General features: G+C 35.6%; 22 protein-coding genes. 6 read left to right on the forward strand and 16 right to left on the reverse strand.

The window, feature by feature from the left end; genetic code table 11:
• Positions 1-11: 11 nt before the first annotated feature.
• Complete coding sequence (locus J2S13_RS04105) at positions 12-374, forward strand: DUF779 domain-containing protein (RefSeq protein WP_307256439.1); 363 nt, start codon at positions 12-14, stop codon at positions 372-374.
• A gap of 221 nt (positions 375-595) precedes the next feature.
• Here the strand turns inward: J2S13_RS04105 and J2S13_RS04110 are convergent, their stop codons facing one another.
• The 4 genes from J2S13_RS04110 to J2S13_RS04125 all read right to left on the reverse strand — a co-directional run bounded on the left by J2S13_RS04110 (position 596) and on the right by J2S13_RS04125 (position 4,286).
• Complete coding sequence (locus J2S13_RS04110) at positions 596-1,828, reverse strand: MFS transporter (RefSeq protein WP_307256440.1); 1,233 nt, start codon at positions 1,826-1,828, stop codon at positions 596-598.
• A gap of 281 nt (positions 1,829-2,109) precedes the next feature.
• On the reverse strand, positions 2,110-2,580 hold the full coding sequence (locus J2S13_RS04115) for a M67 family metallopeptidase (protein WP_307256441.1): 471 nt from the start codon (positions 2,578-2,580) through the stop codon (positions 2,110-2,112).
• Complete coding sequence (locus J2S13_RS04120; protein WP_307256442.1) at positions 2,525-2,722, reverse strand: hypothetical protein; 198 nt, start codon at positions 2,720-2,722, stop codon at positions 2,525-2,527. The genes J2S13_RS04115 and J2S13_RS04120 overlap by 56 nt, the downstream gene beginning before the upstream one ends.
• 88 nt (positions 2,723-2,810) lie before the next feature.
• Positions 2,811-4,286, reverse strand: coding sequence for a coiled-coil domain-containing protein (locus J2S13_RS04125; RefSeq protein ID WP_307256443.1), 1,476 nt, complete (start codon positions 4,284-4,286; stop codon positions 2,811-2,813).
• A 344-nt stretch (positions 4,287-4,630) separates the two neighbouring features.
• Here J2S13_RS04125 and J2S13_RS04130 point away from each other — a divergent pair, with 344 nt between their 5' ends.
• Positions 4,631-5,509, forward strand: a complete 879-nt coding sequence (locus J2S13_RS04130; protein WP_307256444.1) for a glycosyltransferase family 2 protein — start codon at positions 4,631-4,633, stop codon at positions 5,507-5,509.
• A gap of 89 nt (positions 5,510-5,598) precedes the next feature.
• A complete protein-coding gene (locus tag J2S13_RS04135) occupies positions 5,599-6,429 on the forward strand; it encodes a glycosyltransferase family 2 protein (RefSeq protein ID WP_307256445.1) in 831 nt (276 codons plus the stop codon).
• A 130-nt stretch (positions 6,430-6,559) separates the two neighbouring features.
• Here J2S13_RS04135 and J2S13_RS04140 read toward each other — a convergent pair whose 3' ends face one another.
• The 7 genes from J2S13_RS04140 to J2S13_RS04170 form a co-directional block, all read right to left on the reverse strand.
• Entirely contained in the window at positions 6,560-7,843 is a 1,284-nt protein-coding gene (locus tag J2S13_RS04140) for a glycosyltransferase family A protein (RefSeq protein ID WP_307256446.1), read from the reverse strand.
• 97 nt (positions 7,844-7,940) lie between these two features.
• Positions 7,941-8,399, reverse strand: a complete 459-nt coding sequence (locus J2S13_RS04145; RefSeq protein ID WP_307256447.1) for a dTDP-4-dehydrorhamnose 3,5-epimerase family protein — start codon at positions 8,397-8,399, stop codon at positions 7,941-7,943.
• A complete protein-coding gene (gene rfbD / locus J2S13_RS04150; protein WP_307256448.1) occupies positions 8,396-9,238 on the reverse strand; it encodes a dTDP-4-dehydrorhamnose reductase in 843 nt (280 codons plus the stop codon). Before rfbD ends, J2S13_RS04145 begins: the two co-directional genes overlap by 4 nt.
• A gap of 13 nt (positions 9,239-9,251) precedes the next feature.
• Complete coding sequence (gene rfbB, locus J2S13_RS04155; protein ID WP_307256449.1) at positions 9,252-10,202, reverse strand: dTDP-glucose 4,6-dehydratase; 951 nt, start codon at positions 10,200-10,202, stop codon at positions 9,252-9,254.
• Positions 10,184-10,939 (reverse strand): sugar phosphate nucleotidyltransferase, encoded by a 756-nt coding sequence (locus J2S13_RS04160; protein ID WP_307256450.1) that lies wholly within the window; start codon positions 10,937-10,939, stop codon positions 10,184-10,186. The genes rfbB and J2S13_RS04160 overlap by 19 nt, the downstream gene beginning before the upstream one ends.
• A 209-nt stretch (positions 10,940-11,148) precedes the next feature.
• Positions 11,149-12,420: a coiled-coil domain-containing protein gene (locus J2S13_RS04165; RefSeq protein WP_307256451.1), complete on the reverse strand. Its 1,272-nt coding sequence runs from the start codon at positions 12,418-12,420 to the stop codon at positions 11,149-11,151.
• Positions 12,421-12,456: 36 nt separating this feature from the next.
• A complete protein-coding gene (locus J2S13_RS04170; RefSeq protein ID WP_307256452.1) occupies positions 12,457-13,674 on the reverse strand; it encodes a hypothetical protein in 1,218 nt (405 codons plus the stop codon).
• A 240-nt stretch (positions 13,675-13,914) separates the two neighbouring features.
• On the opposite strand from J2S13_RS04170, the gene J2S13_RS04175 reads away from it, so the two are divergent.
• The gene (locus J2S13_RS04175; RefSeq protein WP_307256453.1) at positions 13,915-15,153 is read left to right on the forward strand and encodes a BMQ_0737 family morphogenetic spore coat protein; all 1,239 of its coding nucleotides are present in this window, start codon (positions 13,915-13,917) and stop codon (positions 15,151-15,153) included.
• 209 nt (positions 15,154-15,362) lie between these two features.
• A complete protein-coding gene (locus tag J2S13_RS04180) occupies positions 15,363-16,301 on the forward strand; it encodes an alpha/beta hydrolase (protein WP_307256454.1) in 939 nt (312 codons plus the stop codon).
• Between the two features lie 146 nt (positions 16,302-16,447).
• On the opposite strand, the gene J2S13_RS04185 is transcribed toward J2S13_RS04180, so the two are convergent.
• The 5 genes from J2S13_RS04185 to J2S13_RS04205 all read right to left on the reverse strand — a co-directional run bounded on the left by J2S13_RS04185 (position 16,448) and on the right by J2S13_RS04205 (position 25,770).
• Positions 16,448-17,737, reverse strand: a complete 1,290-nt coding sequence (locus J2S13_RS04185; RefSeq protein WP_307256515.1) for a TIGR02679 family protein — start codon at positions 17,735-17,737, stop codon at positions 16,448-16,450.
• The gene (locus J2S13_RS04190) at positions 17,727-21,845 is read right to left on the reverse strand and encodes a TIGR02680 family protein (RefSeq protein WP_307256455.1); all 4,119 of its coding nucleotides are present in this window, start codon (positions 21,843-21,845) and stop codon (positions 17,727-17,729) included. Before J2S13_RS04190 ends, J2S13_RS04185 begins: the two co-directional genes overlap by 11 nt.
• Positions 21,845-23,008, reverse strand: a complete 1,164-nt coding sequence (locus J2S13_RS04195) for a TIGR02678 family protein (protein ID WP_307256456.1) — start codon at positions 23,006-23,008, stop codon at positions 21,845-21,847. Before J2S13_RS04195 ends, J2S13_RS04190 begins: the two co-directional genes overlap by 1 nt.
• Complete coding sequence (locus J2S13_RS04200; RefSeq protein WP_307256457.1) at positions 23,009-24,505, reverse strand: TIGR02677 family protein; 1,497 nt, start codon at positions 24,503-24,505, stop codon at positions 23,009-23,011.
• A 362-nt stretch (positions 24,506-24,867) separates the two neighbouring features.
• Positions 24,868-25,770, reverse strand: a complete 903-nt coding sequence (locus J2S13_RS04205) for a DMT family transporter (RefSeq protein WP_307256516.1) — start codon at positions 25,768-25,770, stop codon at positions 24,868-24,870.
• Positions 25,771-25,935: 165 nt separating this feature from the next.
• Between J2S13_RS04205 and J2S13_RS04210 the strand changes: the two genes are divergently transcribed.
• Entirely contained in the window at positions 25,936-26,808 is an 873-nt protein-coding gene (locus J2S13_RS04210; protein ID WP_307256458.1) for a LysR family transcriptional regulator, read from the forward strand.
• Position 26,809: the final 1 nt, after the last annotated feature.

Genomic DNA, 26,809 nt, shown 5'->3' on the forward strand with positions numbered 1-26,809 from the left:
GATTGATCCGAATGGTGGAACGCGTTGTTGCAACAGATGAGGCACTAAAATTAATACAATCTATTAAAAACATTCACGGTGCCATTATGTTTTATCAGTCTGGCGGTTGCTGCGATGGATCTGCCCCAATGTGTTACAGTGAAGGAGATTTTCTTTTAGGAGATTCAGATATTTATCTCGGTTCAATCGGTGACACTCCATTCTACATGCATAAAAGCCAATACGATTATTGGAAACATACCCAATTAATCATTGATGTAGCAGAGGGTGGAGGTGCAACCTTCTCACTTGATAGTGTAGAAGACAAACATTTCATTACACGCTCCCGTGTATTTACGGAAGAAGAATATGAAGAAGTGAAAAAGCTTCTATAAAGTTCAACTTCATTCAGTGAGTTTTAAATAAGGGATATCCCCAATGCTTAAGTGCATTGGGGATATCCCTTTTGATCATCACGAGAACGATTCTGTTTACATTGTGTGAATCAATTATTTAAAATGCACAAAAGAAAGATTAGCATAGAAATCAGATAGCTGATGTTAATTTCTCAGGGGAATTTTCCTAGATTCTCAAAGAATTGCGCCATTCGTCAAGATCATTGCATTAAATTCTCCTTAAACGAAGTTGTCTTTTCATTACTTTCCTGGGAACGTTGTCGTCTATATTGTAGATAGAAAAGGGTGGTTAATCCCACTGAGATCAACCCAAATATTACCACCATAAACTGCATCCCCACTAGATCCAACAAAAATCCCGTTCCAAGAAGAACGACTTGAAACATAACTCGATCTAACATATTACGGAATGAGAAGAAACGCCCATGAAACTCTTTTGGTATTCTAGTCTGAAAAATGGTTGCAGCAGTCGGAAAGAAACATCCTACGGAAAATCCAACAATACCAAATGCAGCTAGCACCACAATTTTTGAAGCGACAAAAAACAAGGATATTTGTGCTAAACCGACGATGATGGAAAAGAAAAACATAATACTATATGGTGACCAGTAGTTACTCATTTTTTTGACCAAAAAAGCTCCAAGCATAAATGAAATTCCTTCAACTGAATAAATCATCCCTTTGATCAAGGAATCATCATGAAATTCGCTTATTTTTATAACTAATAAGTTAAAGCCACCAAGAAATAACATCGGAACTAATGATAAAACCAGTGTCATAAATACGATCGGAAGTCCTTTAATTACAGGGAACACTTCTTTAAAACTCCCTTTTGCTTCCTCTTTTTCTTGTTTCTTATCTTTCAATTCTGGTTCTTCATCCATTTTTAAAAACATCGTAAAAATAAATAATAAGAAATAGGCAATAAATGAGAATAAATAAAGCATATATAATGACATCGCAACTAGCATAATTCCTGCTAAAGAGGTTCCGATAATTCGAGTAATGGTCGCCACATTCATATGAACCCCATTCATTCGTAATAAATCTTTTCCCTCTACGATTAAAGGAATTGCTGACTGAAGTGCTGGAAAATAGAAGGAAGCCGCAATTTGAATACTAATGACAAATACAACTAGCCAAATAACAGAGCCAGTATAGATAGCTATAAACATAAAGACAACACTAAGCATTCTTCCAAGACCAGAGTAAATCATCACGGTCTTTTTCCTACTTTGATCCGCTATCTTCCCTGCTAGTGGTCCAACCAAAATCCCAGCAAGAAGCCCAATAGATAGAATGATGGATTTCATAAAATCAGAAGGAACCTTCTCTTGCATAAATTCAAGATTTCCGATAATCCCCATCCATAAACCGAGCCCTGCGATTAACTCCCCAGACAAAATAATCCACACATTCCTGTTTGCCCACATATTCTTTTTTCCCTTCAAAATGATTTCTATGATTATACTAAAGATTATGTATATTGTATATGTATTAGTAGCATCATATGCAAAACAAACTTCCTAGGGGTCATCATAAACTCCTAGGAAGTTTGCTTAACAAATTTATAGCTTTTTAATGGAGGAGAAATTATTATTTTCCAGATTTAAACAAAGGATAATTATGGAGGCTTTCTTGAACAAGAATTTTGGGATGATCGAATAAGTCTAATGACTTCCAAAATCCACTAGTCCCTTCACTTCTAACTTTATTAGTCCAGAAGGAAAATTCGTAAAGAAGTAACTTTCATATTTTTAATGCGATAACATTTCACATTAGATGTTCCAAATGCAAAGGAAACAATAAAATAGGCTGCTTTAGGATAATGGGTATTTTCGATATCATTTTTTGATGGATAAGGAGCTGCGGTGGGATGAGAATGATAAATTCCTGTTAATTGTTCTACTTTCTGCTTCATCATATTGAAGGTTAAAGCCATTTGATTTACATCCATTGCAAATGATGTTGGAGTTTTCACTATATTTTTCATCTTCCAAAGTGTTTCGTTTTTCCCGTTCCTTCCTGAAAGTAACCCACAGGCTTCATATGGCATTTCTTGTTTGCAATGCTCGATCATACTGTTCATTACTGACTTTTTTATATATACGACTCCGTTTATGATGCTGTTATTTCGCTCGGCCACAACAGCTTCTATAGCTTGGTTTTGGGGAACCCGAAACATACACCTTTTGTTTTTTTTGACTTACTTGTTTCACTGTGGGCTGCTTCATTTTTAGCTCCGCTTTTGTTCTTTCGTTCTCTTTTTTTCCGGCAGAAACACTTTTTACTTTTCTATACATATCATTGATCTCTTGTGGTGTCATTTAATTCACTCCTTAATTAATTTCACATAATCATTTTTCCAGGAAGGGGTTTTCATTCTTCTTATGGTCTGGTAACTCTTCTTAAGGATCATGAATTTTTAAAAGGATTAAAAATAGATTTTTGTGATTGTAGTTGGGGATAATATCGCTTTAATATCTCATATCTCTGTTTCGTTTGTTGCATTTCCCCCTGTTTTTGTTTATTAAATCTTTTCTTACCCTTTGGTTTAGCTAGCGTCTGATTGGTTGTTGTGGGATTAAATCGATCCGAATACTGCCTTCCTTTCTCCTGAAAACTTCGGATCGTGTGATTCATTTGTTGCGCTTGTTCTATTTCATTTATTTTCATTTTCTCTAGTTGAGATTTGTACTCTTTTTCTTTCTTTTCGAGTTCATTGATTGTTTCGTTCATCTCGGCTAATTGATTCTTATAGTCATTATTTCTTTCTTTATATTCAAGAAGCTCATTCTCTAATTGTTTAAATTTTCTTAAATAATCCTCTTCTTTGCCTTTAAAATTTTGCAAATATTCATTAAGTTCCTTTACCTGAATAGAATTCTTTATTTCGTTTTTTTCGTACCGCTTATAATGACTATTCATGTTCTCCAATAAATCCTTATAGTATGATAACCCTTCTTTCAATTCACTGATGGTATGATTCAATTGGTCGATTTTTTCTATATACTGATTTTCATTCTCCTTACTCCAAAAGCTCCAGACCATACGAAGCCAACTCCCTTTCTTTATCATATACATCTCTTGACATTCTTTCTTAGACTTTAAATCTTTTGACTCCGCCCAATTTTGATCCAATTGTTGAATTTTTTGATCCCTTAAAATAAGTTCTTGTTTTTGATCTTCTATGTTCTTTTCATATTCTTCTAATTTCTGTTGCAATCGATTAATCTGTTGATCTTTTTCCTTTACACTCTCTTTCAAGATTATTTCTTTCTCATTGTGCTTAGTTAGCAACTGATCTAAATTCGCCAACTCCTCCATTAATTGCAACTGTCTTTCTTCGTAAAATTCAGTTAATTTATTTGTTTGCTTTTCATTTTCTATTAAGTGATTCTTGATGACATCTTTACTTTGTTCAAGGGCTAATGAAAGATAATTCGTATTTTGTACAAAGATTTGAACTAAATCGCCATTATCCATAGCCTCTTGTTGATATGCATATTTCTGTATCCTTAATTTTTTTATCATTTCATCTTTCTTTTTAATATCCTGCTTCAGTTTCCCATTATTTTTTAATAAAATTTTTATTTGGTTGTGAATTTCAGTCAATGACTGTTCCAATTCTAATCTTTCTTCATTATCAATCGAATGGATGGAGGTGGTATGAGATCGAGGCTCCTTTACTTGAATCATTTCTGTCATATTGGAGATTTCTTCAATTTGGTTATTTATTTTTTTTTTTTCGATTTTATAATCATTTAAACTCTTTTTTAATTGTTGTATTTGATTTTTGGAGGCGAAAAGTTTACTTTCATAATTCTCGATATAAATTACAAATCTGCCATCCTTTTTTTCATGATCAGATTGTATTTTATTATTTCTCATATCTATCTCCTCCCACTATAAATGTTCATTTATCAACGGTCTAACCAGTCAAATATAGTGAAACTTCCTTAAGAAAAGTTTTTTTCTAAAGATTAATTTAAACGTCGCTTTTTATACATATATGATGGGTTATGGTTTAGTGTGAAAATGACTGAGTCAAGTATTGTTCCTATTGTAAAAGTGATTTTCATGGCCTTTATTTATGAAGGTGAATGACATATCCATTCTTTAACTTCATATATTATTTTTATAATACTTTCCCGCAAATCTTCTATTCAATGGACAAAACGAGTGTATGCCCCTTTTTGACATTAAACATCATTTTTAGAAAGGAGAAGCGTAAAATGGAAAACACCAGTCCCCTCATTTCAATTATTATTCCAGCTAAAAATGAAGGTGATAACGTACGAACAACACTTCATTCATTATATTCAACAAAAAGTAACTATTCGTTTGAAACCATCGTAATAAATGATGGTTCAACTGATAACTGTTGCGACTTTCTGCGAACAGATCCTAAATTTCAGGTGAATCTTATTCATACATCAGGAATTGGTCCAGCAAATGCAAGAAATTTAGGAGCGAAGAACGCTTTAGGTGATTTTCTTTTTTTTTGTGATGCACATTTAGAATTTGAAGATTGGTGGATAGATCATTTGTTGGAACCAATGATCACTGGTAAAACAGATGCAATCACTCCAGCTATTGGATCAATAAATGATGCGAACTTTATTGGGTATGGTCAAACATTAACATCAAATTTAAGAACGATATGGAATGGTAAACAAAATGAATGCTTTGAAACAGCTGTATTACCTGGTGGTTGTTTTGCTATAAAAAAGACAACTTTTTTTGCTGTCGGCGGGTTTGAGACTGGTTTTAATAAATGGGGCTATGAAGATGTAGAACTTTCCATTAAGTTGTGGTTATTTGGGCACTCTTGCCATGTTCAGCCCAATGTAAAAATATTGCATCGTTTTAGAGAGTCACACCCCTATGAAGCGATATATGAAGATTTTTATTATAATTTTTTAAGGACGGCCTTTTTACACTTTTCCACTTCACAGATCCAAAAATGCAAGAAACTAGTTGTTCATGGAGATCCTGAAAAGATTGAAAAACAGTTATTAAACACAGGAATAACAAAACAAAGAGAATCCTATTTTCAAAAGCGGAAATATACGGCAGACTGGTATTTTCGAAAGTTCAAGATTCATTTTTAATCAATCGGATTGAATGGTCGTTCTTCAAACTGGAATATTGCCATCCCCCATGATCAGATCATAGTTTAAATTACGAAAGGGTGGTCATGATGACGATGAATGCGCATGACTTAACTGAACAGTCTCCACTTACCTCTATTATTATAATTACTAGAAATGGGCTTTCTTTTACGAAGGAATGCATTACAAGTATATTTCAACATACGAAAGAAAACTTTGAATTAGTCTTAATAGATAACGGTTCAACAGATGGAACACTCGAGTTTCTTCAAACGGTACCTAGAGCTAGAATCATATCAAATAAAGAGAATAAAGGATTCCCTGGAGGTTGCAATCAAGGGCTTAGAATCGCAAGAGGGGAAAATATCGTCCTACTTAATAATGATACGGTTGTGACAAAAGACTGGTTGAAAAGGTTGATATGGTCTCTAAATAATCATTATTCATGCGGTATTATTGGCCCACGGTCAAATTTTATATTGCCACATCAATCTATTCCTCAATTATCTTATAAAACTATGGACCAAATGCATGAATTTGCAAATGAATGGTCACAAAAGAATGAAATGAAAAGCTATGAAGTTGATAATTTAAGTGGGGTTTGTATGATCTTTAAGAGAGATTTGATAGATAAGATTGGTGGACTTGATGAACGATTTTCCCCAGGGTATTATGAAGACACTGATTTCTGTATTAGAGCATTAATCTATGGTACAAGATTATTAGTAGCTAATGACGTATTTATCCATCATTACGGGAGCAGTAGTTTTAAAATCGATAGGATATGGCAAAAAAAGATGATCCATCAAAGCGAAAAAAAATTTTTTACCAAGTGGTCCATGACTCATTTAAATGAAATTAGAAAGGTGGTCGCTCGTGAAAGGCCATTCAGTCGTGAACGTCATTATGTTCCCTTTTGAAATGCCTTTTTTATTGATGATCCATATCTCTTCCTCCAGAACAATTTTATTTACTTTAATCACAGCCTCATTTCATGTTTTCATTTTCCAATTGCCATACTCTCAATTGAATATGACACACCTTGACATTTCAGACACGAATCTCCCATTTATATGGAACTCCTCTGGGAAACCTTTTTATAAATCTATCATCAACTATGACTGGATCGGATATTGGTAAATTTAACTTCATGGCCACTTCTTTATCAATTGGATGAAGGAAATGATTTGAACTTAAAAAAAATGATTCACACTTGAATAGGATACCATCTGGTAAAATTGATGGATCTTTGTATAATTCCTTCATTTCCTTTCCCTCTGGGACATAAGAGAGAAGTTGATCGTCCACGATCACAATATTTTTCTGTTTAAATTTATAATCTCTAAAGGCTCTTTCATTTGGAATGAGGTGTTTTTGATGATTCTGCAAAAAATAGATATTTGGTGAATGATCAGATTTGACCAGTCGTTGGGTAGGCATCATGGCTAAATTTTCAAATACATGGATATCGATAGGAATTCCCTCTTTATATTTGAAAAGAATTGGATCCGGAATGGTTACAATTAAATCATGTTCATATTTTAGTCGTTCAAATACCTTATGAGAAATTTTCCGCCTTTGATCATTATCCATTAAATAAATTTCAGATTTTGGACTTTTTACGAGAACCCCGTTCGGTAGATCTTTTGGCAAGTGATGATAAAGCCTTTGGAATGATTGGGGATCTTTTATTGCAATGTCTAAAGGTTGTTGAATAGGATAAAATGGTTGGAATTCCGTTAGTCTTCTCCAAAAAGCCGCATCACCATTAAACCAGTAAGTAGGATGATCATCCCAATAGGTTCCATATTTCCTAAAAATATCATTAGCTATTTTTCTTGTATGCATAATGGAGCAATGATCGACCAATCCGACAGCATTATTTAATACTCCATACGTTTTTCGAAGAGTTTCATTCTCAATTTCACCAAACTGATTCGTCATCCTCACTAATTGTTGAGAATAAACGATTTCTATTTTGGAATTTTTTTTAAATACATCGATCATCGTCGCAAATCGTTCCGGTAAGAAAAAATTGTCATCAGTAAGATAGGTGATATATTGACCACTTGTCATTGGAATCGCTTTATTTATTAAAGTGGCATATCGAGTTGTTTTATGCCTTTCACTGTCTTGAATATGACTATTAAAGTAGGAAATTCTCGGATCATCTAAATACTTTTGAATAACACGAACTGTTTCTTGATTTGAATGATCATCCATAATAAAAAGCTCCCAATTTGAATAACTTTGTTTGATTACACTTTCTATTGCTTGACTAATTAGTTGAGGTTTATTATAGGATGTTAAAATAACTGAAATCAAAGTCGACATACATATTCACCTTCTAAGTAAAAATCTTGGTTTAAAAGATCCTCACAAACAATTGAGAGTCAGTAACATCTAATTTAATGTTGTTTTTGTATGTTTTTTATCGGTTCTTAGTCTCCCAATCGAATGAAATGGAAGGATCATCCCAAGGGATTCGTTTTTCATCTGGGTTATCAGGTTTATAGGATTCCGTTGTAAAATAAATAATGGTGGCAGGCTTTTGTCCAAGAACCCTATACCCATGTGCGACCCCCTTTGGAATAAACAGCATGATTGGATTTTCTTCTCCCATATAATACACATCTGTGTCTCCTTTTGTTAATGAATTCTCCCGTAGATCATGTAATACTACTTGAGCGTTACCAGAAGGGAAAAACCATAAATCGTCTTGCTTTTCATGATAATGAAAGGCTTTGATCACACCAGGGTAGCTCATGGACCAAGAAGCCTGACCAAATTTTGATAAAAGTGCGGGTTCATCATCTCGGATAAGTTCTGAAAAAAAACCACGATCATCACAATGTTTGATGAGTTTCTTAACCTTTACTCCTAAAATCATGAATTGATCTCCTTTCTAATAAAAGCCTTTAATGCATGATGCCAATGCCGAGGAATCTTCACTCTTTCTCTAATCAACGCCTGATGTCCTAAGACTGAATAATGTGGTCTTGAAGCAATAGCCCCATACTCCTCGGTCGTTACTGGATAGATTAGATGGGGATTGAAACCTGCCTCATTAAAAATTGCCTTTGCAAACAAGTACCATGTGCATGCCCCTGAATTACTAACATGGTAAATACCATCTTTCTTTCCGAATAATTGAATCAAAGTGGTTGTTAAATCATTAACATAAGTTGGCGAACCTATTTGATCATTTACAACCCTGATTTCTTTATTTTTTTTTCCCATTTCTAGCATTGTTTTCACAAAGTTTTCCCCGTCATGACCGTATAGCCATGAGGTACGAATAATCGTTACTTTTTTGCAACCTAAAACTAACTGTTCACCTAGCCACTTACTTAAGCCGTATACAGATTGGGGATTGGGGGGATATTCTTCTGGATATGGTGTTTTGTTACGTCCATCAAATACATAATCGGTGCTAATGTAAAACATTCGAGAATGAGTCTTATTAGCCGCTTGTGCAATATGGCTCGCTCCAAGACTATTCACACTAAATGCCTTTTTTCTGTCTATTTCACATTGATCCACATTTGTAAAGGCTGCTGAATGAATAATAATTTGAGGATTGATTTGAGTTATTTTTTCATCCACCTGTACCTGATTCGTAACATCTAATTGCTCTTTATCTAGGCTTACCACATTATGTGCATGACTTAATTGTCGTTTTAATTCTTTCCCTAATTGACCATTTGCACCTGTAATTAAAATATCCATCGATGCCACCTACCTATACACCATTTGTTTTATACCACTCTATTGTTTTCTGAATCCCTTCAAGAAATGAGATCTCTTGCCTCCACCCCAATTCTTTCAAAATTTTGGATGAATCCATTGCATATCTTCGATCATGACCTTTTCTATCATCTACCTTTTGTACAAGTTTCATTTCCTTTCCTAACAGGCCCAAAATGATCTGAATAACTTCCAAATTCGTTTTTTCTTCTGCCCCGCCTATATTATAAATTTCCCCAGGAACCCCTTTCTCAAGTACCATGTGGATAGCTCGACAATGATCTTCAACATATATCCAATCCCGAATATTAAGGCCATCGCCAAATAAAGGAATATTTTTATTATTCAATGCATTATAAATAATTTTGGGGATAAATTTTTCTGAATGTTGCATAGGTCCATAATTATTACTACAGCGTGTAATGATAAGTGAAAGTTGATGTGTTTTGTAATAGGACCTTATCAACAAGTCAGAACTTGCCTTACTTGCTGAGTATGGGTTATTCGGAGCAAGCGGTGTTTTTTCAGTAAATGGGGGATCTGTAGGAGAAAGTGAACCATATACTTCGTCTGTTGAAATTTGAATCATTTTCTTTGCTTTTCCTTCTAAAACTGCTTGCAGCAAGTTAAATGTTCCTTTTATATTAGTATCAATAAATGGAAAAGCATCATGAATACTGCGATCCACATGGGATTCTGCAGCAAAATTAATAATTGCATCATATTTTTGATCAAATACTAGGGACAATTCATTTTCTTTACTGATATCACATTGAATAAAGCGATAACGATATGATTTTTCAAACTTTGCCGTATTTCGTTTATTTCCGGCATAGGTTAATGAGTCGATATTCGTGATATGGTCCTTTGAATTGGTCAACATATGGGATATGAAGTGAGAACCAATGAATCCCGCTCCACCGGTAATTAGGAGATGTCTTCCCATTTTCCCCCTCCCTTACTTGTTTTTTGAAAATACATTTGATTGGCTATATAAAGAGATTCATGAGTCCCTGCATCAATCCACCATCCCTTCAGTATGTCAAAATCAAGCTGACTATGTTTGATATATAAATTATGAACGTCTGTGATCTCTAATTCTTTACGTTTCGAAGGGATAACTTTACTAATATATTGGAAAACTTCCTGATCATACATATATATCCCTGTAACACAATAATTTGAATGAGGATTATTCGGTTTTTCAGTTATTGAAATAATTCTATTTTGTACTTTATCTATATGAGGGACCCCATATCGAGATGGGTATTCTACTTTTTTCAATAATACTCTTGCGCCCTTTTCCTGTGCATTAAATGATTCAATATAGGGAGTCAATGAATCTTCAAAAATATTATCTCCAAGTAATACAATAAACTTTTCTTGATTGATATAATCAGCGGCCCACATAAGAGCGTCAGCAATTCCACCACCAATATTTTCCTGAATCCTATATTGAATCTTTACATTTAACCCTTCCCCAAATCCTAATAATTTTTCGAAAAAACTTAGATAATCTCCATTAGTGATAATTAGGATTTCATGGATCCCAGCTTCCTTTAATTTTAAAATTGGCCAATAAATCATTGGATACGGCCCAACTGGCAAGAGATGTTTATTCATAATTTGCGTTAACGGCTTTAAACGGTCCCCCTTACCACCCGCCAATATAACACCTTTCATAAATAATAAAACCACCTTTCTGGGTTCATTCTTGTGTTTAATGGACTAAAGTTTATCTATATATTTTATATCTATATGTTGAACACACCTTAGGGGAACACTTTTTCACTACCTTGGTCGTTTTGAGCTATATACCTTCATGCATTTCTCATCACAAAAAGCTCAGAAAAAAACAAAAAAGTCGCTTTCCACGTAATAGACAATGAGGATCACGTAGAGAGTGACAACTTATTTTTTAAGAATTTTATTTCATCCGTAAGTTCATCTATATGTTCCTCTAGTTGGGTGATAATAGAAATACTTGTGGAAAGTTTGGCCCCGTATTCTTTAATTTGCAATTGTAATGCTACCACTTGTCGATGAAGTTTGTCTGCTCCCACTAATTTTCTATTATCTTTAGATGGTAAATTGACCATTTCTTCCTTGTTTAATAAGAGGAGTTCCTGTTTTAAATCATTTACTTTGAGGAACAATTCAGCTTGATATTCTTTAAGTATATTTCTCTCTTCAATCAATTGTTTATTTTCTGCCACAATCCTTTTATGAGCATCGTAGGATTTTTGAAGCTCCGCCTTATTGGTTGCTAATTTATCACTATATTGAGTAAGTTCCTTTTTTAATGAAGGAATTTGACTCTGGAGTTGTTGGACTAAACTTTGTTGATGCATGATTTCCTTGTTTGACTTCTCTGCTTCCTCCGCATATTGCTTGTTTTCAGCCTTAAGGTGACTTATTTTTTTTTGCAATTCTTGAATTTTTTCATCCCTTTTTGTTTGTATTTTTTGATTCTCTTCAAGCTGATTTTTAAAAAAACTAATTTGCCTCTGTAAACTTGTAACATCATGTTGGTATTTCTCAGACTCTTGATCTAACCGTTTATTTTTATTTAACAATTTTGCATTTTCCTTTTCCAAATACTGAAGAGCGTTTTTAAGATCTAATATTTTCTCTTCTAATTGGTTAATTTGCACTTTCAGTTTTTGCTCAACAACCTCCTTATTTTTTAACTTACTATGCAATTCTTCGTAATCAGATTGTAATTGATAAAATTTTTCTTGTTGGGTTCGAATATTATTTTCCGCTTCAATCTTCTCATTTTGAAGCAAATCGACTTCTTTTTTTAACTCCTCCTTTTCTACTGACTTTTCCTGTTGAATACGTTCCATCTCACCTAAAGTATTCTTCAGTCTTTCATATTCATTTTGAACCCCCTTGAGAAGATGATTCTTCTTCATAAGGTCTTCTTGTAATAAGAGATTATTCGTTCTATATTTCTTCCCTTCACTTTTATACTTATTATTTTCCTCCAGTAATCTTTTATTTTCATTTTTTAGTGTTTCTAATTGACTATAATGATAATCTTCTTGGTAATCCCTTACTTTTAATTTATATTTAGCAAGTTCTGCCTTTAAATAAATGATATTTTGTTGCAACATCCTATATTTATAATGATCGTCATTTGATAATGGACGTTCTTTCATCATAACCTCCTCCCTAGCCATTTTGGGTTGTCGTTTTTAAAATGAAATAGAAATTTGATTGTTTGCACTAAATTGTTTCTTTTTTTCTTGAAAATAAACATACCCTTGGACAATAATGGTTGTTCTTTCCTTTGGCTGATTGATATTTATTTTAAAATCTTTGAATACTGCTATTTCTTTAGGTGGGATTTTGTATGTTTGGATGGGGGTTATCCAAAATTCACCTTTTGTTTTTACTCTTTTCCTCCAATCCTCGTAGACATATTTCCATCCTTTTTCACCTTCATTGCTTTTCACAGCCAGTCCAGGAATCAATTTTGGGGGAATAATTTGTCCGTGAAGAGAAGCTCCCTGGGGAGGGGTCATTTTGATACAAATTACTGGGTCTATTAATACCTCATTTCCTGTATTTTTTATATAAAGATTTCCATTAATTAAATATTCCTTTGTTTCACTATCAGATTGAGGCGGGAAAATTGTGTAATCAAAAAATACCTCAGCGTTTATAATGCTGTTGGTTTCTCTTTCTATATTTGATGATTCATTAGTTTGAGGCTGAATCTGTTTTACCTCTTCTACCAGTTCCACCTTTTTCATTTTTTCCTGCTCTAAGAAGTCTTCTGACTTGATTATGCCTTTTAGACAATTGATGACCATATTTCTTGGGAGAAAAGAAAAGAATGTATTTCTTTGGCTAACGTAACGTAGAATGACCTTGGCTAAACACATAGAAAGTTGTTCTTTAAATGGATCTATTTCTTGGTCATGTGAGAGTCTGTATTGGAGATTTAAACTGTGATTGGAAGATGGGGACGAATTCATACGCTTTTTTAATGTAAATAATATTTTGGCTTCATTTAATTCTGAAATTAAGATATTTAATAATTGTTCATCAATTGTTGGGTGGTGACTGATATACAAGTAGGGATTCTTGGTATTCGCTTTTCTAGATACATCCAATTTGATGATGAGCTTTGTTTTCGTTATGGGCCTCTCCTCATGATCAATTGTTGAGTGTATCCCATGTTGATCAAGGGATTGTTGTAAACCATGGAATATGTCATAGCTGATCTGATCATTGTTTGTTGTATAAAGCGCAATACCGTTTTCCTTGAGATAATAAAGTTCAATTTTTCCCTCTGTTTTATTCCACTTTGTTTTCATCCCTTGTTGTTCACAGAATAAACAAAAACCAGTGATAGATGAATATGGAATTGTCGCAATTTCGTCTCCATCAAAATAAACAGCAATCATGATGGTCATTCCTCCTCTAAATTATGGAATTAATATATTTATATGTCGAGTTAATTTACGTATTACTTAATCCCCTCACAATTTTCATTGTTAAAAAAGCCCAAGCTATCATGGTTCCCCTCTTTTTTTTCATAAAAGCTTAAAACAAAGCCTTGTAAAATAGGCTGTTTTTTTAGAACCATATAGGTGATTATTCAATACAATATTACTGTTACTATTATGTTAGGAAGGATGATCATCTTGAAACAAATTAGTGGTTCCCAATTGACTCCTAATAATTTGACTGAAGAATGTATACGGGTTCCAAAAGTCTATGATTGGGTATTCGATGCAATTACAACGGACACGGGCATTGTTTTACCAGATGACTGTGCTGCTGCTGTCGCATTAGCCGTTTCCGAAGGTAGAACACCACTTGATGTAACATGCGAAGTACCTGAAGTATCAGGATTCTTCCCTCTCGATCCCCTACCAGATCCAAACGGAAATGTATCATGCACAGTTTCTTCTAGAATTGAAAGAAGAGAAATTCCTGTTAACGGTGTACTGACTGACTTGGCGATCGTGAAAGTTATTTTCACCATTAGACCATTAGTCACAATCCTTGATAGTGAAGGAACTATCCTTTGCCAATTCCGTCCAACGATCAGTGAATCTCGTCGATTAGTTGTTTGTGCTCCGGAGCCATTTACAAGTCAAAATGTGTTTTGTCGAATTATCGATCTAGATTGTGAAACAAACTTTATTGAAACTGGTGTGCCGGACTTAGGACTTCAAATTGCCCTTGATATTTGTTTTGAAATTCAAGTTGAAGCAGATGTGAAATTAGAAGTCCTCGCCAAATTCTGTTTCCCTCGTCCTAATGATATTCCAATTCCAGGTGGAGGAGTTTGTCCACCATTTGAATGGCCAGTACAATGTGGACCAGACGTCTTCCCTCGTCCAAACTGTGATTGTCAAGCATTTGTTGATACAGACCCACTAACTACTCCAACAGGTATTGGTATCACATTCGCAGCTAGTCTGTTTGAAGGTCTTGCTTTACTGTCCGGTGGATTTACAACAAGATTAAATGCAGAAATTTGTGATAATTGTAATTTAACTGGAAGTAGTGTGGAATGGGTTGTTAATGATCTCGGTATTGGACCTACTGGTACAGCAGATCAAGGCTTTACATTTACAGCCACTGAAATTAATATGCCGACATGTACAACAATTCCAGTGACAGGAATAACTACAATGACTGTTACAGGAACAGGAATCGTGAATTTCGTAGATCCTTCTGTAGCCAATCGTGATGTTACCTTTACTCTAACTTTAGTAGAAACTCCTGCTGGGCTTTTGGATATTTACGCCATTACTTTATTAGATTTGGCAGGTGCTCCTTTAATTACCCTTGCTTTAGGTGCAGGATTTGTTCCAGACGAGGATTTAATTGTTCAAGACTGCCTAACATTTCCAAATATTATCACACCATAACCAATAAACTCTTTTCAGAAAAAGGGGTGGAAAACACCCCCTTTTTTCTGATTCCAGAAAGGAATTGTTGCGACTGTTAAACAATTATACTATTATTTTCTTTAGGATGAATTTTATTTTCTCAAAGAGCAATCCCCCCTAAACCCTCCCATACTAACCATCTATATTTATAAATACATAATATCTGATTTAGATGAGGTGTTTACAATATGATAAGAGAAGATTTTTCACTTCAAACAATGGATGGCACGGATATCTTCTGCTGTAAATGGTCGAATCCTTCTATTCAGGAAATACATGGGATTGTACAAATTTCTCATGGAATGGCAGAGCATGTGTTGCGGTATGAGGACTTTGCCCGCTATTTGGTAGACAGAGGTTTCATTGTTTTTGGTCACGATCACAGGGGACACGGAAAGACAGCTAAGAAAAAAGAAGAGATTGGTTATTTTACTGATGATGATGGATTTGAACAAGTCGTTCGTGATGTGAAGCAATTGACGGATTTGATTCAAAATGACTACCCTTCGACTCCCATCGTTCTTTTTGGACATAGTATGGGTTCATTTATCGCGAGACGATATGTACAGCTTTTTGGACATCAGCTTGTGGGCGCCATTTTTAGTGGCACCGGTGGGGATCCAGGATTTCTTGGTAAAATGGGGCTGTTTATCGCTGAAAGAGAAGGTCGAAAAAAAGGACGGAGAACGGCAAGTCCCCTGTTAGATAAACTCTCATTTGGTCACTTTAATAAACAATTTAAACCAAATCGAACCGATTTTGATTGGTTAACACGAGATGAAGAACAAGTAGATTTATATATAGCGGATCCTGCATGTGGAAATATTTTCACAGCGGGTTTTTTCGCTGATTTATTTACTGGGCTCTTGACCATTCATCGTCAAGAGGAGATCAACAAAATTCCAAAGCAACTTCCCTTACTTTTAATAGCTGGAGATCAAGACCCTGTTGGTAAAAGCGGAAAAGGGGTCAGACAAGTGTATCAACAATACAAAAAGGCAGGGATGGAAGATGTTTCGCTTAAGCTTTATGAGGGAGCACGTCATGAAATATTAAATGAAACAAACCGAGAAGAAGTGTTTCATGATATAGCTAGCTGGATCACACGTGTTTGTTCTCGTTTGTAAAAAGGGAAAGACTTTTCGTGATGATTTCCATTAAAACATTATGTTGTTTTTTTTAAAGCATCGTTGCACTTTTAAGGTAATGTTTCAAGTGAGAATAGAAGCAATCGGTGATTTACCAATTGCTTCTATTCCAACGGTAATTAACCTTAATTCTTGAGATTAGAATGGATGTCATTAATCAGCTTTAGACCGATTGCTTCTTGGTATCCAGCCTTTTTGACTTGTTTCATTAAATGAATAAGTTCTTTCCAAACTGGTGCTGTTATATGATCAAGTTTCGTTAAACGCGATGTGATATCTTCATCTGATAAACTGAATTCATAGGTTTCTTTGTCCATTCTCCATAAGATCAGTTGATCCCCATATCGATCCATCAATTTTTGGGCGATCACAACTCCTTCTGGATCTAAGTCACCAGAATAATAAAGGGTGCACCCTGACTCAGCAAGCATATCTAACAACCGCCAACTAGCTGAACGGAGCTGACCGTGTGTGCAAATAACTGCTGCATTTGGAACAGCATCCATTATCGTTGAACATACACTAGAATTTTCAACAACCCACACATTATTTCCTATGTTAGGCCATACACGATCCACTTTGACCAGCACCTTCATGGGGATATTCATGACCGTGTTGGTTTGAACAGCTGCTTGCCATACAGGATGTATTTCATTTTGTTCGTTGGATGCAAGTAACCCTTGACATGTAACAAAATTCCATAGATCATCCCTCATAATGCCATATTCCGCAAGTAAATCATTTAATTCCTCTACTCCCTTTGGCATGACGGCATCTGTATTACCTTTTACCAATTGATCAACATACATACAATGAAGCAATAATTTTCCCGCTGTTTCATGTGAATCAAAATAATGCGGATTCCCTGTCATTCTTTGCGAAAAAAAAGGAAGCCGCTCAAACTGATTCTCTTTCGGTAGGGAGGAAAATGCCTCCCATACCATTATGATTTGTTCTCGTAATTCTTCTTTTTCTTTTTTAAATAGCGACCATATCCACCTTGTATCAGGTGTTTTTCCTTGAATATACTGAAGCCACGGCCAAGCATTGGGAATCGCTTTACGAAGGGATTCTATAAAATTTTCTTCTAACTTCTTCTCCTGCTCCATCTCTTCTTTCTTAGAAATTATGGGTTCCTGTAAAACCGTTTCTAATAGGTGTAAAAGCGTAAAGTTTGAAAAACCTGTGTTAGATAACTCCTTCTCAAAATCTAGTAAGGAAAGATTTCCTTTTCGAACCAGTTTCTCATATGGTTGACCAAGAAAACCAGCAATCGATTCCAATTCCACTTGATTAAAGGTTTCAAGGCTAACATTACCACCGATTCGACCGAGAGAACGATATTTTTCTTTAAACAATAAAAACAACTTGATAAACCCTGGTTCTTCTTTGAACACTTGAACATTATGATTCATTCCTAACAAAGCCCTTCTCCAATTGATTCTCATCAACAACTAATGATTTCTGCAATCCGTCCCACTCATAACGAATGACCGTCACAAAATCGGCATTTTTGGGCCGCACTAATTCAGCAATGGATAAACTTGAAACTGTATCATAATCACCCCAAAGTGCTTGTGAATTCATAATATAATTAAATCCAAGCTGTTCTACGACCTCAAACATATCGCGAATATTATTTTCATCCACCCCTGCAAATGCTTCATCTAAAGAAATAATGTACGGAGCCATTTTACCAGCTTCCTTATAACGTGAATAGGCAGCTGTAAATAATGGAATATACATGGCCATCGCCTTTTCTCCTCCACTAAATTTAAAAAAGGCATTATTCGTTAACTCGCGTTTTGGCTCATTCACTCGACTAAAAGAAAGGACAAAGGTGAACCATTTCCGATAGTCTAACACCTCTTTTAACACTTGATGAAGAGTGGTTCCTTCATTCCGTAGTTGAATAAGCTCTTTCGCTTTAGCGATGCGAGATTGGAAATGCTTTGTAATTCGATTTAAATCATCTTCACTTAAAAACTTGCTGTTCCGTTGTAAAAGTTGTACGAGATCTTTCGTATCTAATTCTTGCTCGGACTCTGCTGTTAATGGCTTCCAAGCAATGGAAAAAATTAAGCCTGATGAATTATCACGGTCTGCCATAATTTTATCCATCTCTTTCACCCATTTTTGTGCCCGCTTAATTCGATTACGTAGAATGATCCCAACAGTATTGACAATAATATCCTCGTAAAGCTTTCGGTCTTGCTCATCAAGCCAGCCTTGTTGGTCCGCTAACTCCTTCTTAAGGATCGATGAAACATAATAAGGACTAACCCGCTGCCCTCTATAATCTAATTTAATCAAACGTCTGCTTTTTAAAGAATGCCATTCATTCATAAATGGCTCATAATATTCCCCGAATTTTTCTTGAAACCATTCAGGAGTATCGACTTCTTCAGTAAATTCAAACATTCTGTATTCTGTTAAATGGACTTGTTCATTGAAAAATACTTTTGTTAATTGTTCCAATAGTTTTGAGCGATCATATTTTGAGAATACCTTTTCATATTGTTGTAAAATGGCAGAAGCATCTACATCCTTCACTTCCAAAAAGCCTCTATTGATTTCCTCTTCAACGACTTGTTTCCATTCATGTGTCATATTTCTCCAAAATCTATATTCCTGCTGGGCCTCTGTCAGCTTTTCCAAACATCTGTCTTGTTCCGCTCTTTTTTTAGGAAGAGTGGATAATATCATGTTCAATTGTTCCTCTGCTTCTTTCAATAAATGCTGAACCTCTTGAATACGCTGTCTTACCTCATCAATGCCTTTTAATTGCAACTGCTGTTCAATCGATTGAATCAGAACCTTTGTTTGATGTAACTGAGCATTTTTACTATTTTGCTCTCCCTTTATCATATCCAGTTCTTCTTCTATTTCTGTTATTCGATGAGCGATGGAAGCCAGTTCCTTTTTGGTAAAGGAAACCTGTAGGGAAACACGTGTAAATTGATGTAAAAAATTGAGATAACTTCTAACAGCCGAACATGCCTCCTGAATCTTCTCTAATGTTAATTCAATGTTCAAATGAATCCCTTGTTCTCGAAGTAGTTTTTTTGCGGTCGTCCATTTTTCATGTACATGCTTCCAGTTGTCATCAATTTCACGCAATTGTTCTTGGATGTTTCTTACTTCTTGTTTTTTCTTTAAAATTTGTTCATGTAGCTCGATTAATTCGCGATCGCTAGGAAGCTCTTTTTTCCACATTTCCACTAACTGTAGATTTTCCTCCAGTGTGTGTAAGTTCTTTTTTAATTCATCTAGTTGATCTTGAAGTTTCAGAAGCTTTTCAGTCCAAAGCTGAATGAGCTCTCGTTGATGACGTTTTCGCGAAGTACGACCGATGAATTTGGACGATCCTTCATTTGGAGCATGACCGACTAGACAACCAATTGAATAGGTTCCATCGATATCCACATGAAAACCACTTCCCTCTTTTTCAAGGGGAATACTTCTAAGTACTTCATCTACCCTTTCCTTTGTTATTGGACTCCCTCCATCTAAATCGGGCATTAAGTAGTCAGCTAGTGTATGTCCTAAAAGGGTAGGCTCTGGAATGATGACCGCATCCTCTTTCGGTGATAAGGACTGATCCGTGATCAAACTGTCGAGGATCCCGGTCTTTTTCAAAGCAGATTCTATTCGTTCCCTTTGCTCTTCCGTAACATGCTCTCGAAACTCAACTGCAGCATAGAATGGCAAATAGGCTTGACCCTTTTCATTTAATGTTTCACGATGGAGTTCCGTTCCTTTTTCTCTCTCAGGTTCTAATAATTTTTGTGTTTTAATTCGATGCAGTTCCTCCTCTACTTCATTCATTTCTACTTGCTTCCCTTTTATTTTCTCTTGAATAATAGCCTTATCCTTCTTCACTTCTGCTTCGTATTCATGGATAGCCACATACAGCTTATCCCGAACCTCATCAAAACGATTTTTTTCGTAAAGTCCTTGTAAGGATCTTGCTATTTCCTGTTGTAGATGGGGAGAGTAGACAAGTTCTGGATGCTCTTCCATCCAACGAAAAACGACGCTCTCAAGCTGTTGATGTTGATCATCGAACCATTCTTGCAAATGATCTACTTCCTTTTGACGTTCATCTAACTCCTGTTTCTTTTCAGATGATTGACGTTGGAGTCGAGAATGTTCCACCCCTAATCGTTCAATCTCTTCTGCATGCTTTTCTAACGAGTTTAAAAGGGTTTGATGTTCATTTGCTTCCTTCAACCATACGGTAAAATCAAAATCCTCCGCTCTAGCTTGTCGTTCATAATCATCCAAATTGACGTGATGTTGATCAAAAGCGGCCTCATCTGCATCCAAGGATAACTCGTCCAGTAACTCATTTGCTTTTTGTTCTTGTTTAGCAAGCTCTAACTCTGACTTTTCTTTCCTTTTCCAGTAGTCATGAAGTTTTTTATTCTGATCTTCCCACTTGCTTTCCAATTTCTTAATTTCATGAAATAGTGATATTGCTTCCTCTTCTTTCTTTGCCTTTTCCTCTTCTAATGACCAAACTTCATGTTTCTGTAAGGAGTTTCTTTCTTGTTCTGCTACATCCTTTTGCTGTTGAAATCTTTGCTGATTTGTAGATAATTGATCAATCTCCAAATCAAATTCTTCATAATGCTTCGTTAACTCTCCCACTTTCTTGGCCGCTGCTACACTTCTATTCTCAGCACGCTGCCACTGATTTGCTCGTTCCGCTAATATGTATTGATTATACGTATTATAGACAGATTCCAATCTTTGGATGGAATCTGCCTCTCTTTCAAGCTGCTCCAATTGCTGTTGTGCCTGATCCATATTCTCAATCGTATCAGATAGGTGACGTAATTCATCATCTGTCAATGGCGGCAAGGCAGATTCTAATATTTCGTAAATAACAGTAGGCTTAAAATCCTTCGAAAGCTTCGGACTTCTTAACTGAATCAATAGTTTGATCAAATCTTCATATGCCTCAATAGAATGAAAGCCAAAGACATATTTATTAACAAGTTCCATATACTCTCTCTGAGTATGGACAACATATCCCCCTTGAGCAATTCGATTCTCCAATTCTTTCGCGGATAATGGGATCTTTTCTCCAGCATGCTTTTGAGCAAGGTAAAAATCCTGCCCTATTCTACGCTGATCTGTTAAAAGAAAATACCAAGATTTAATTCCCTTATTTCGCTTTGCCTGCATGCCTATTCCAGTTGTAATATACTGGTTCGTTCCTTGTTTTTTATATTCGATAAATAAATAGCCTGTTCGTTCATCCCGATTCACTACTTCTTTCTCACCTAGCAAGTAATCTTCCATTTTTCTCGCTTTAGAACCAAAAGGGTCTAACCGATCAGGTGATTTCTTCCCATCTAACAAAACCGGTAGAAAACTTTGCATCGTAACAGATTTTCCTGAACCATTTGAACCTCTTAATAATAGCTTGCCATCCCGGAAATGAAAGATTTCTTCATCGTAATACCAGAAGTTCACAAGCCCCGCCCGATTCATCATCCATTTTGTATCCGACATCAATTTTCCTCTCCTTTATAATCTTCTGGAAATGTCCCTGTTAGCACCCCTAACAGTGGTTTCAATTTAATGAAAGAACTTTCTTCATCTACTTCTACCATCATCCAATCTTTCATAGCTTCTATTAATTCCATCCGAATGGCATTCGTAGATTTTTCTCGAAAATATTTCGACCAACCCTTCTCGAATTGCTTGCGGAGGGTTTCGACGGCTCCATCCATTTCCCCTTCCGTCATTACAATCTCACCATTTTCCTTCGGTTTAAACTGATCTAAATGCTCATGTAAATATTTTGCGAATTGAAGAATAATATCACTCGATGCTTTAGATGTGGGATACACTTGTTGGTATTGTTTCGGTTCTGAGACTGATAAGAATGCCGTATTTTTATATACATGAAGCTTATAATCGCTATGATTTTCTATATCCTCTGATAGACGGTTTCGGTAATTTCGAATATAAGCAAAGTCGGGGTCCTGTTTATCAATCCGATGCAATCCTGGAGAGAAGAATAGTTTACGGTAGACCCGTTTTCTACGTTCATCTTCTTGATTTAGTTTCCAGTCCTCTTTTAACAACTCACTCCAATGTTTAAAACTCGTAAAATCATCTGGGTAGACCCTCATGAAATAACGGCTGTAAATGGTCGCTTCATAAAGGACTTCTTGTTCTTCATTATGATCAAATCGTCCAATATCCCCATCAATCGTCCGAATCAATTGGAAGTCGATTAATATTTTTACAGCTCGAATAAGAGATTTACGATGAATATAAAGTGTCCAGTCTAACTCAAACTCTCCAGGGAAGTCCGCTTGAATCTCTTGACATAGTTCAGATAATAAAAATTGCTCGTCCACCGATTTACCTTCTAAAAATGATAGAGCACAACAAAAAATCGCATAATCCATTGGCTCCTGGAAATGTTGGATTCCCATCCATCTTTCCGGTTGAACAGGGATTTTTTCAAGCTTGATAAAATGTTGATGCACAATAAGCCGTAATCCAAACTTATCATTAATGTAACGTCGCAAGACCTTTTCTCGCTCTCGAATAAGCTGATACCACTCTGGATGTTCCGCTCGTAATATCCAATATTGATGAAATAATAAATCCATTCCTTGAATCGCTTTTTCATCAAACTCTAACGTTTGTTCGATTTTCATCTACTTCACCTCTAGACCCTCAAATTCAAACCGTACTTCAGGCATTTTCAATATTCCATCATCTGATTCGAGTGAAATGATTTTCTCCTTACTGATAGTTACCTTTACAACCAATCCATAATCCGTTTTCACCTTTTGATCCTTACTAGCCATTGATTTTCCGATCCAACTAAGCAACACCTTGCGAATGAAAGGGTCCACTTTTGGTAGAGTCGATAGTTGAATAACACCTTCTGTCATATACTGTTGGATAAGAGCTTTCTCTTTCTTGCGTTCTTGTAAATATTCTTCTCTTTGTTTTCGTTTTTTTTCTGTATTGGAGATCATCGCACCCGGTTTTGTTTTTTCACGATAGCGATTCGTTCGTGGCTTGATCGTTAACAAAACAGGGTCCTCCTCCCATGTGTCTGCATGTAAATTATCCGTTGTTCCTGCCTCTAGTTGAAGATGCTGAATCGTCATAGCGCCAAACACAACAGAAGAAAGATGATGAGCCTCATCTAATGATGAACAATGGCTAAACCATTTCGCTAAATGAAGATAATCATTCCTTCTACTGCGAAAATGATGTTGTCTCTCCCCAATTCGCTGAACATATCTTGTCATCCGTCTAATCATTTCATTTGTCTGCCATTGCAGGACATCTAATTCACTCTTCTGCGTATCACTACCTAAGAACCATTGCTTAAGGGAATTCCAATATTCATGGTATTCTTGCAGCCAATCCTCCGCGGAGGAACCGACATTTTCAATTCTTGGAATAGACCCCCTATGTTCGACTAACTTTTGAAAAAATGTTTCAAGCTTCAATGAAGTTAATTCGTGCAAGCGCTCTACGATTTGTAAAGATGTCTTTTGAAGGGAAACAATAAAGTCTCTTAAGTAAGTCGTAAACTGATTTTTGTATACTAGAAACGCCTCCGTTTGCATCCTCTGATCCGTTTGTTCACTATTAATATAGGCGATATAATCAGCTGTACTTGTTCGAATCGTTTGGAAATAGCGAAATACATCCTCCCATATTCGCATATATTCCTCCGATTCCTTCGTAAGACCCTCATCGATTTCTTTTTGTAAATTCGTTAATGCTTGTAACAATCGATCAAATTGAGATCGCTCCAATGATCCTTGGAAAGTATCCCCAACCTTTTGTTCAAGGACCACAAGCATTCTTTCAATTTCAATCGTATAAGGGGTAGACTGATAGCGAAAGCGCTTTTTCTTATACTCTTCAACTGTTTTGGCATTTGTCATATCTTGACGAGCAATTAAATTATTCCATTTGACAAGTTGAGCAAGCTGCATATGAAGCTGCTCCTCCTGATAATCATAAAAAGCCGGGATTGAACGCATATAATTAAAAATTTCCTCTGGTGTAATAAAATCTCTCATTCTTTCATGTTGATGATAAAAATATCGTAAAATCGTACGGTAATGTGCAGCAGAGTCAGCCGTTAAATAACTAGCCTCCACCACCTTTTTCATGGTAACGTCCACAATCATCATCCTTCATATAATTACTACTACTATTGTATAAGAAAGAGAAATGAAGGGGAAATGGAAAGTCGATCATATAATTGAAAAAGTGACCATAATTCTGGGGAAGTCGCTGATATAATCGAAAAAGTGACCATAATTCTGGGGAAGTCGCTGATATAATCGAAAAAGCGATCGTAAATCAGAAGAAGTCGAGCATATACTTGAAAAGTAGAGCATAAATCAGAGGAAGTCGATGATAAATCGTAGGATGCTGATCAGAAAGTATAAAAGATTTTATAAACCAAGCTATGTATCATTTTAATGGGGATGTATATGAAGGAATGAGCCTTCAATACATCCTCTTTCCTATCCCGAAACAACTAGACATTGGTTCCATCAATGGGGTTGCTGAACTCTTTTCGGGATATGTACTTTTTAAAGTCAAATTTAGCAGTAAAAACACCTAGTAAAACTAATAATGCCCCTAAATAACCTCTGGCAGAAAGTACTTCACCCATGAAAATAAATGCAAATAAGGCCGCAAAAACGGGTTCTAATGAAAAGATGAGACCTGTATGTGTCGGAGTTGTATGTTTTTGCGCCATAGTTTGGCCAATAAATCCAACTGCACTACATAATATACTCAGGGCTAAAATAGCAATCCATGATTCCGTAGTATTTGGAAAATGTGGGTGCTCAAAAAGCAATGAAAATACTAATCCAAATGTCCCTGCAACTCCAAGTTGTAAAACTCCAAGAATAATAGCATCAGAATGTTTTGCTACCTTATCCGTCACAATGATATGAATCGCATAAAACAAGGCTCCTAATATGATTAGGAAATCTCCGGAATTGATCTTTAATTCTGTGTTTAACGTTAACAGAGCGATTCCAACTATGGCAAGTCCTACACCCCAAATCACTTTTTGTTCCGGCTTTTTTCTAAAAAAGATGGCTAATAATAAGGGCACAAAAACGACGGTAAGACTAAATAAAAAGCCTGCATTTGAAATAGATGTAAATTCAATTCCAATCGTCACAACCGACATTGCTGAGAATAAAAGCAGCCCTAATAAAAATCCATGTTTCATCGTTTTAACATCCAAATGTTTAAATCGTTTGTAAAATATCGCTCCAGCTAAGAAAGAGGCGATAAGAAAACGCAATGCCACTAGGTTAAACCCTTCAATAGAATGAAGCCCCATTTTCATAAAAATGTAAGAAGATCCCCAGAGCATTGTGACCATCAACATCATAAGGTTAGCTTTTGTTTGAGTGGTTATCCTCACCCCTTCTTTAACATTTTTCAATCCTTGATTCCCTTTCATTTTATTCACCTTACTCTCACGTATTGATTATTGAATAGTATAATTGTAAAATTCAAATAAGAAAAGTGAATGTTTTTAAGTATTTATATGAATAAAATTCATGTATAAGGAGTGAAAAAAGTGTCACTTGCTAAGTATGAAATTTTTAATAAAGTGGTCGAATTAGAAAGCCTTACAAAAGCTGGGGAAACACTCGGGTTATCACAATCTGCTGTCAGTCATGCGATTGCGAGTATGGAATCAGAATGGGGTTTTTCAATCCTTACTAGAGGACGTTCAGGGATTAGTTTGACTAGTAATGGAGAATATTTATTGGGGTATATACGTGAAATTTTAAGATGGAACGAGGAAATGCTTCAAGAAATAGCGAATATCAATGGTCTGGAAATCGGGACCGTTCGGATTGGGACTTTTTCCAGTGTATCTGTCCAATGGCTACCTGAAGTTTTGAAACATTTTAGCGAAAATTATCCTTCCATTGAAATTAAATTACAAGAAGGAGATTATGATGAAATTGAGTATTGGATCTCAAATGGTCATGTTGATTTTGGTTTCGTTTCCCTACCGACTTCTCGTCACTTCGATGTTATTCCCTTGAAAAAAGATAGAATGCTATGTCTTCTTTCTGAGGATCATCCTCTCGCTCAACAAGATTACATTAGTTTTGAAAATATTAAACAGGAGCAACTCATCATGGCGAAAAAAGGGAGCGATAATGATTTAAGACGGATTTTAAAAGAAAACAACGTGACACCTAATATCAAATTTGAATTGGAAGATGACCAAGCGATCTTCTCCATGGTTCAACATGGAATGGGAATGAGCATTCTCCCTGAAATGGCATTATATCGTCTACCAGCTAACGTAAAGATTCTGAATTTAGAACGGGAACATTACCGCACAGTTGGTGTTGCCGCCCCTTCTTTTAAAACACTTGCACCTGCGTCGAAAAGGTTTATTAAATATCTGAAATCATGTTTTGAACCCATTTGAA

This window comes from Oikeobacillus pervagus, assembly GCF_030813365.1.
GTDB classification, from domain to species: Bacteria; Bacillota; Bacilli; order Bacillales; family DSM-23947; genus Oikeobacillus; species Oikeobacillus pervagus.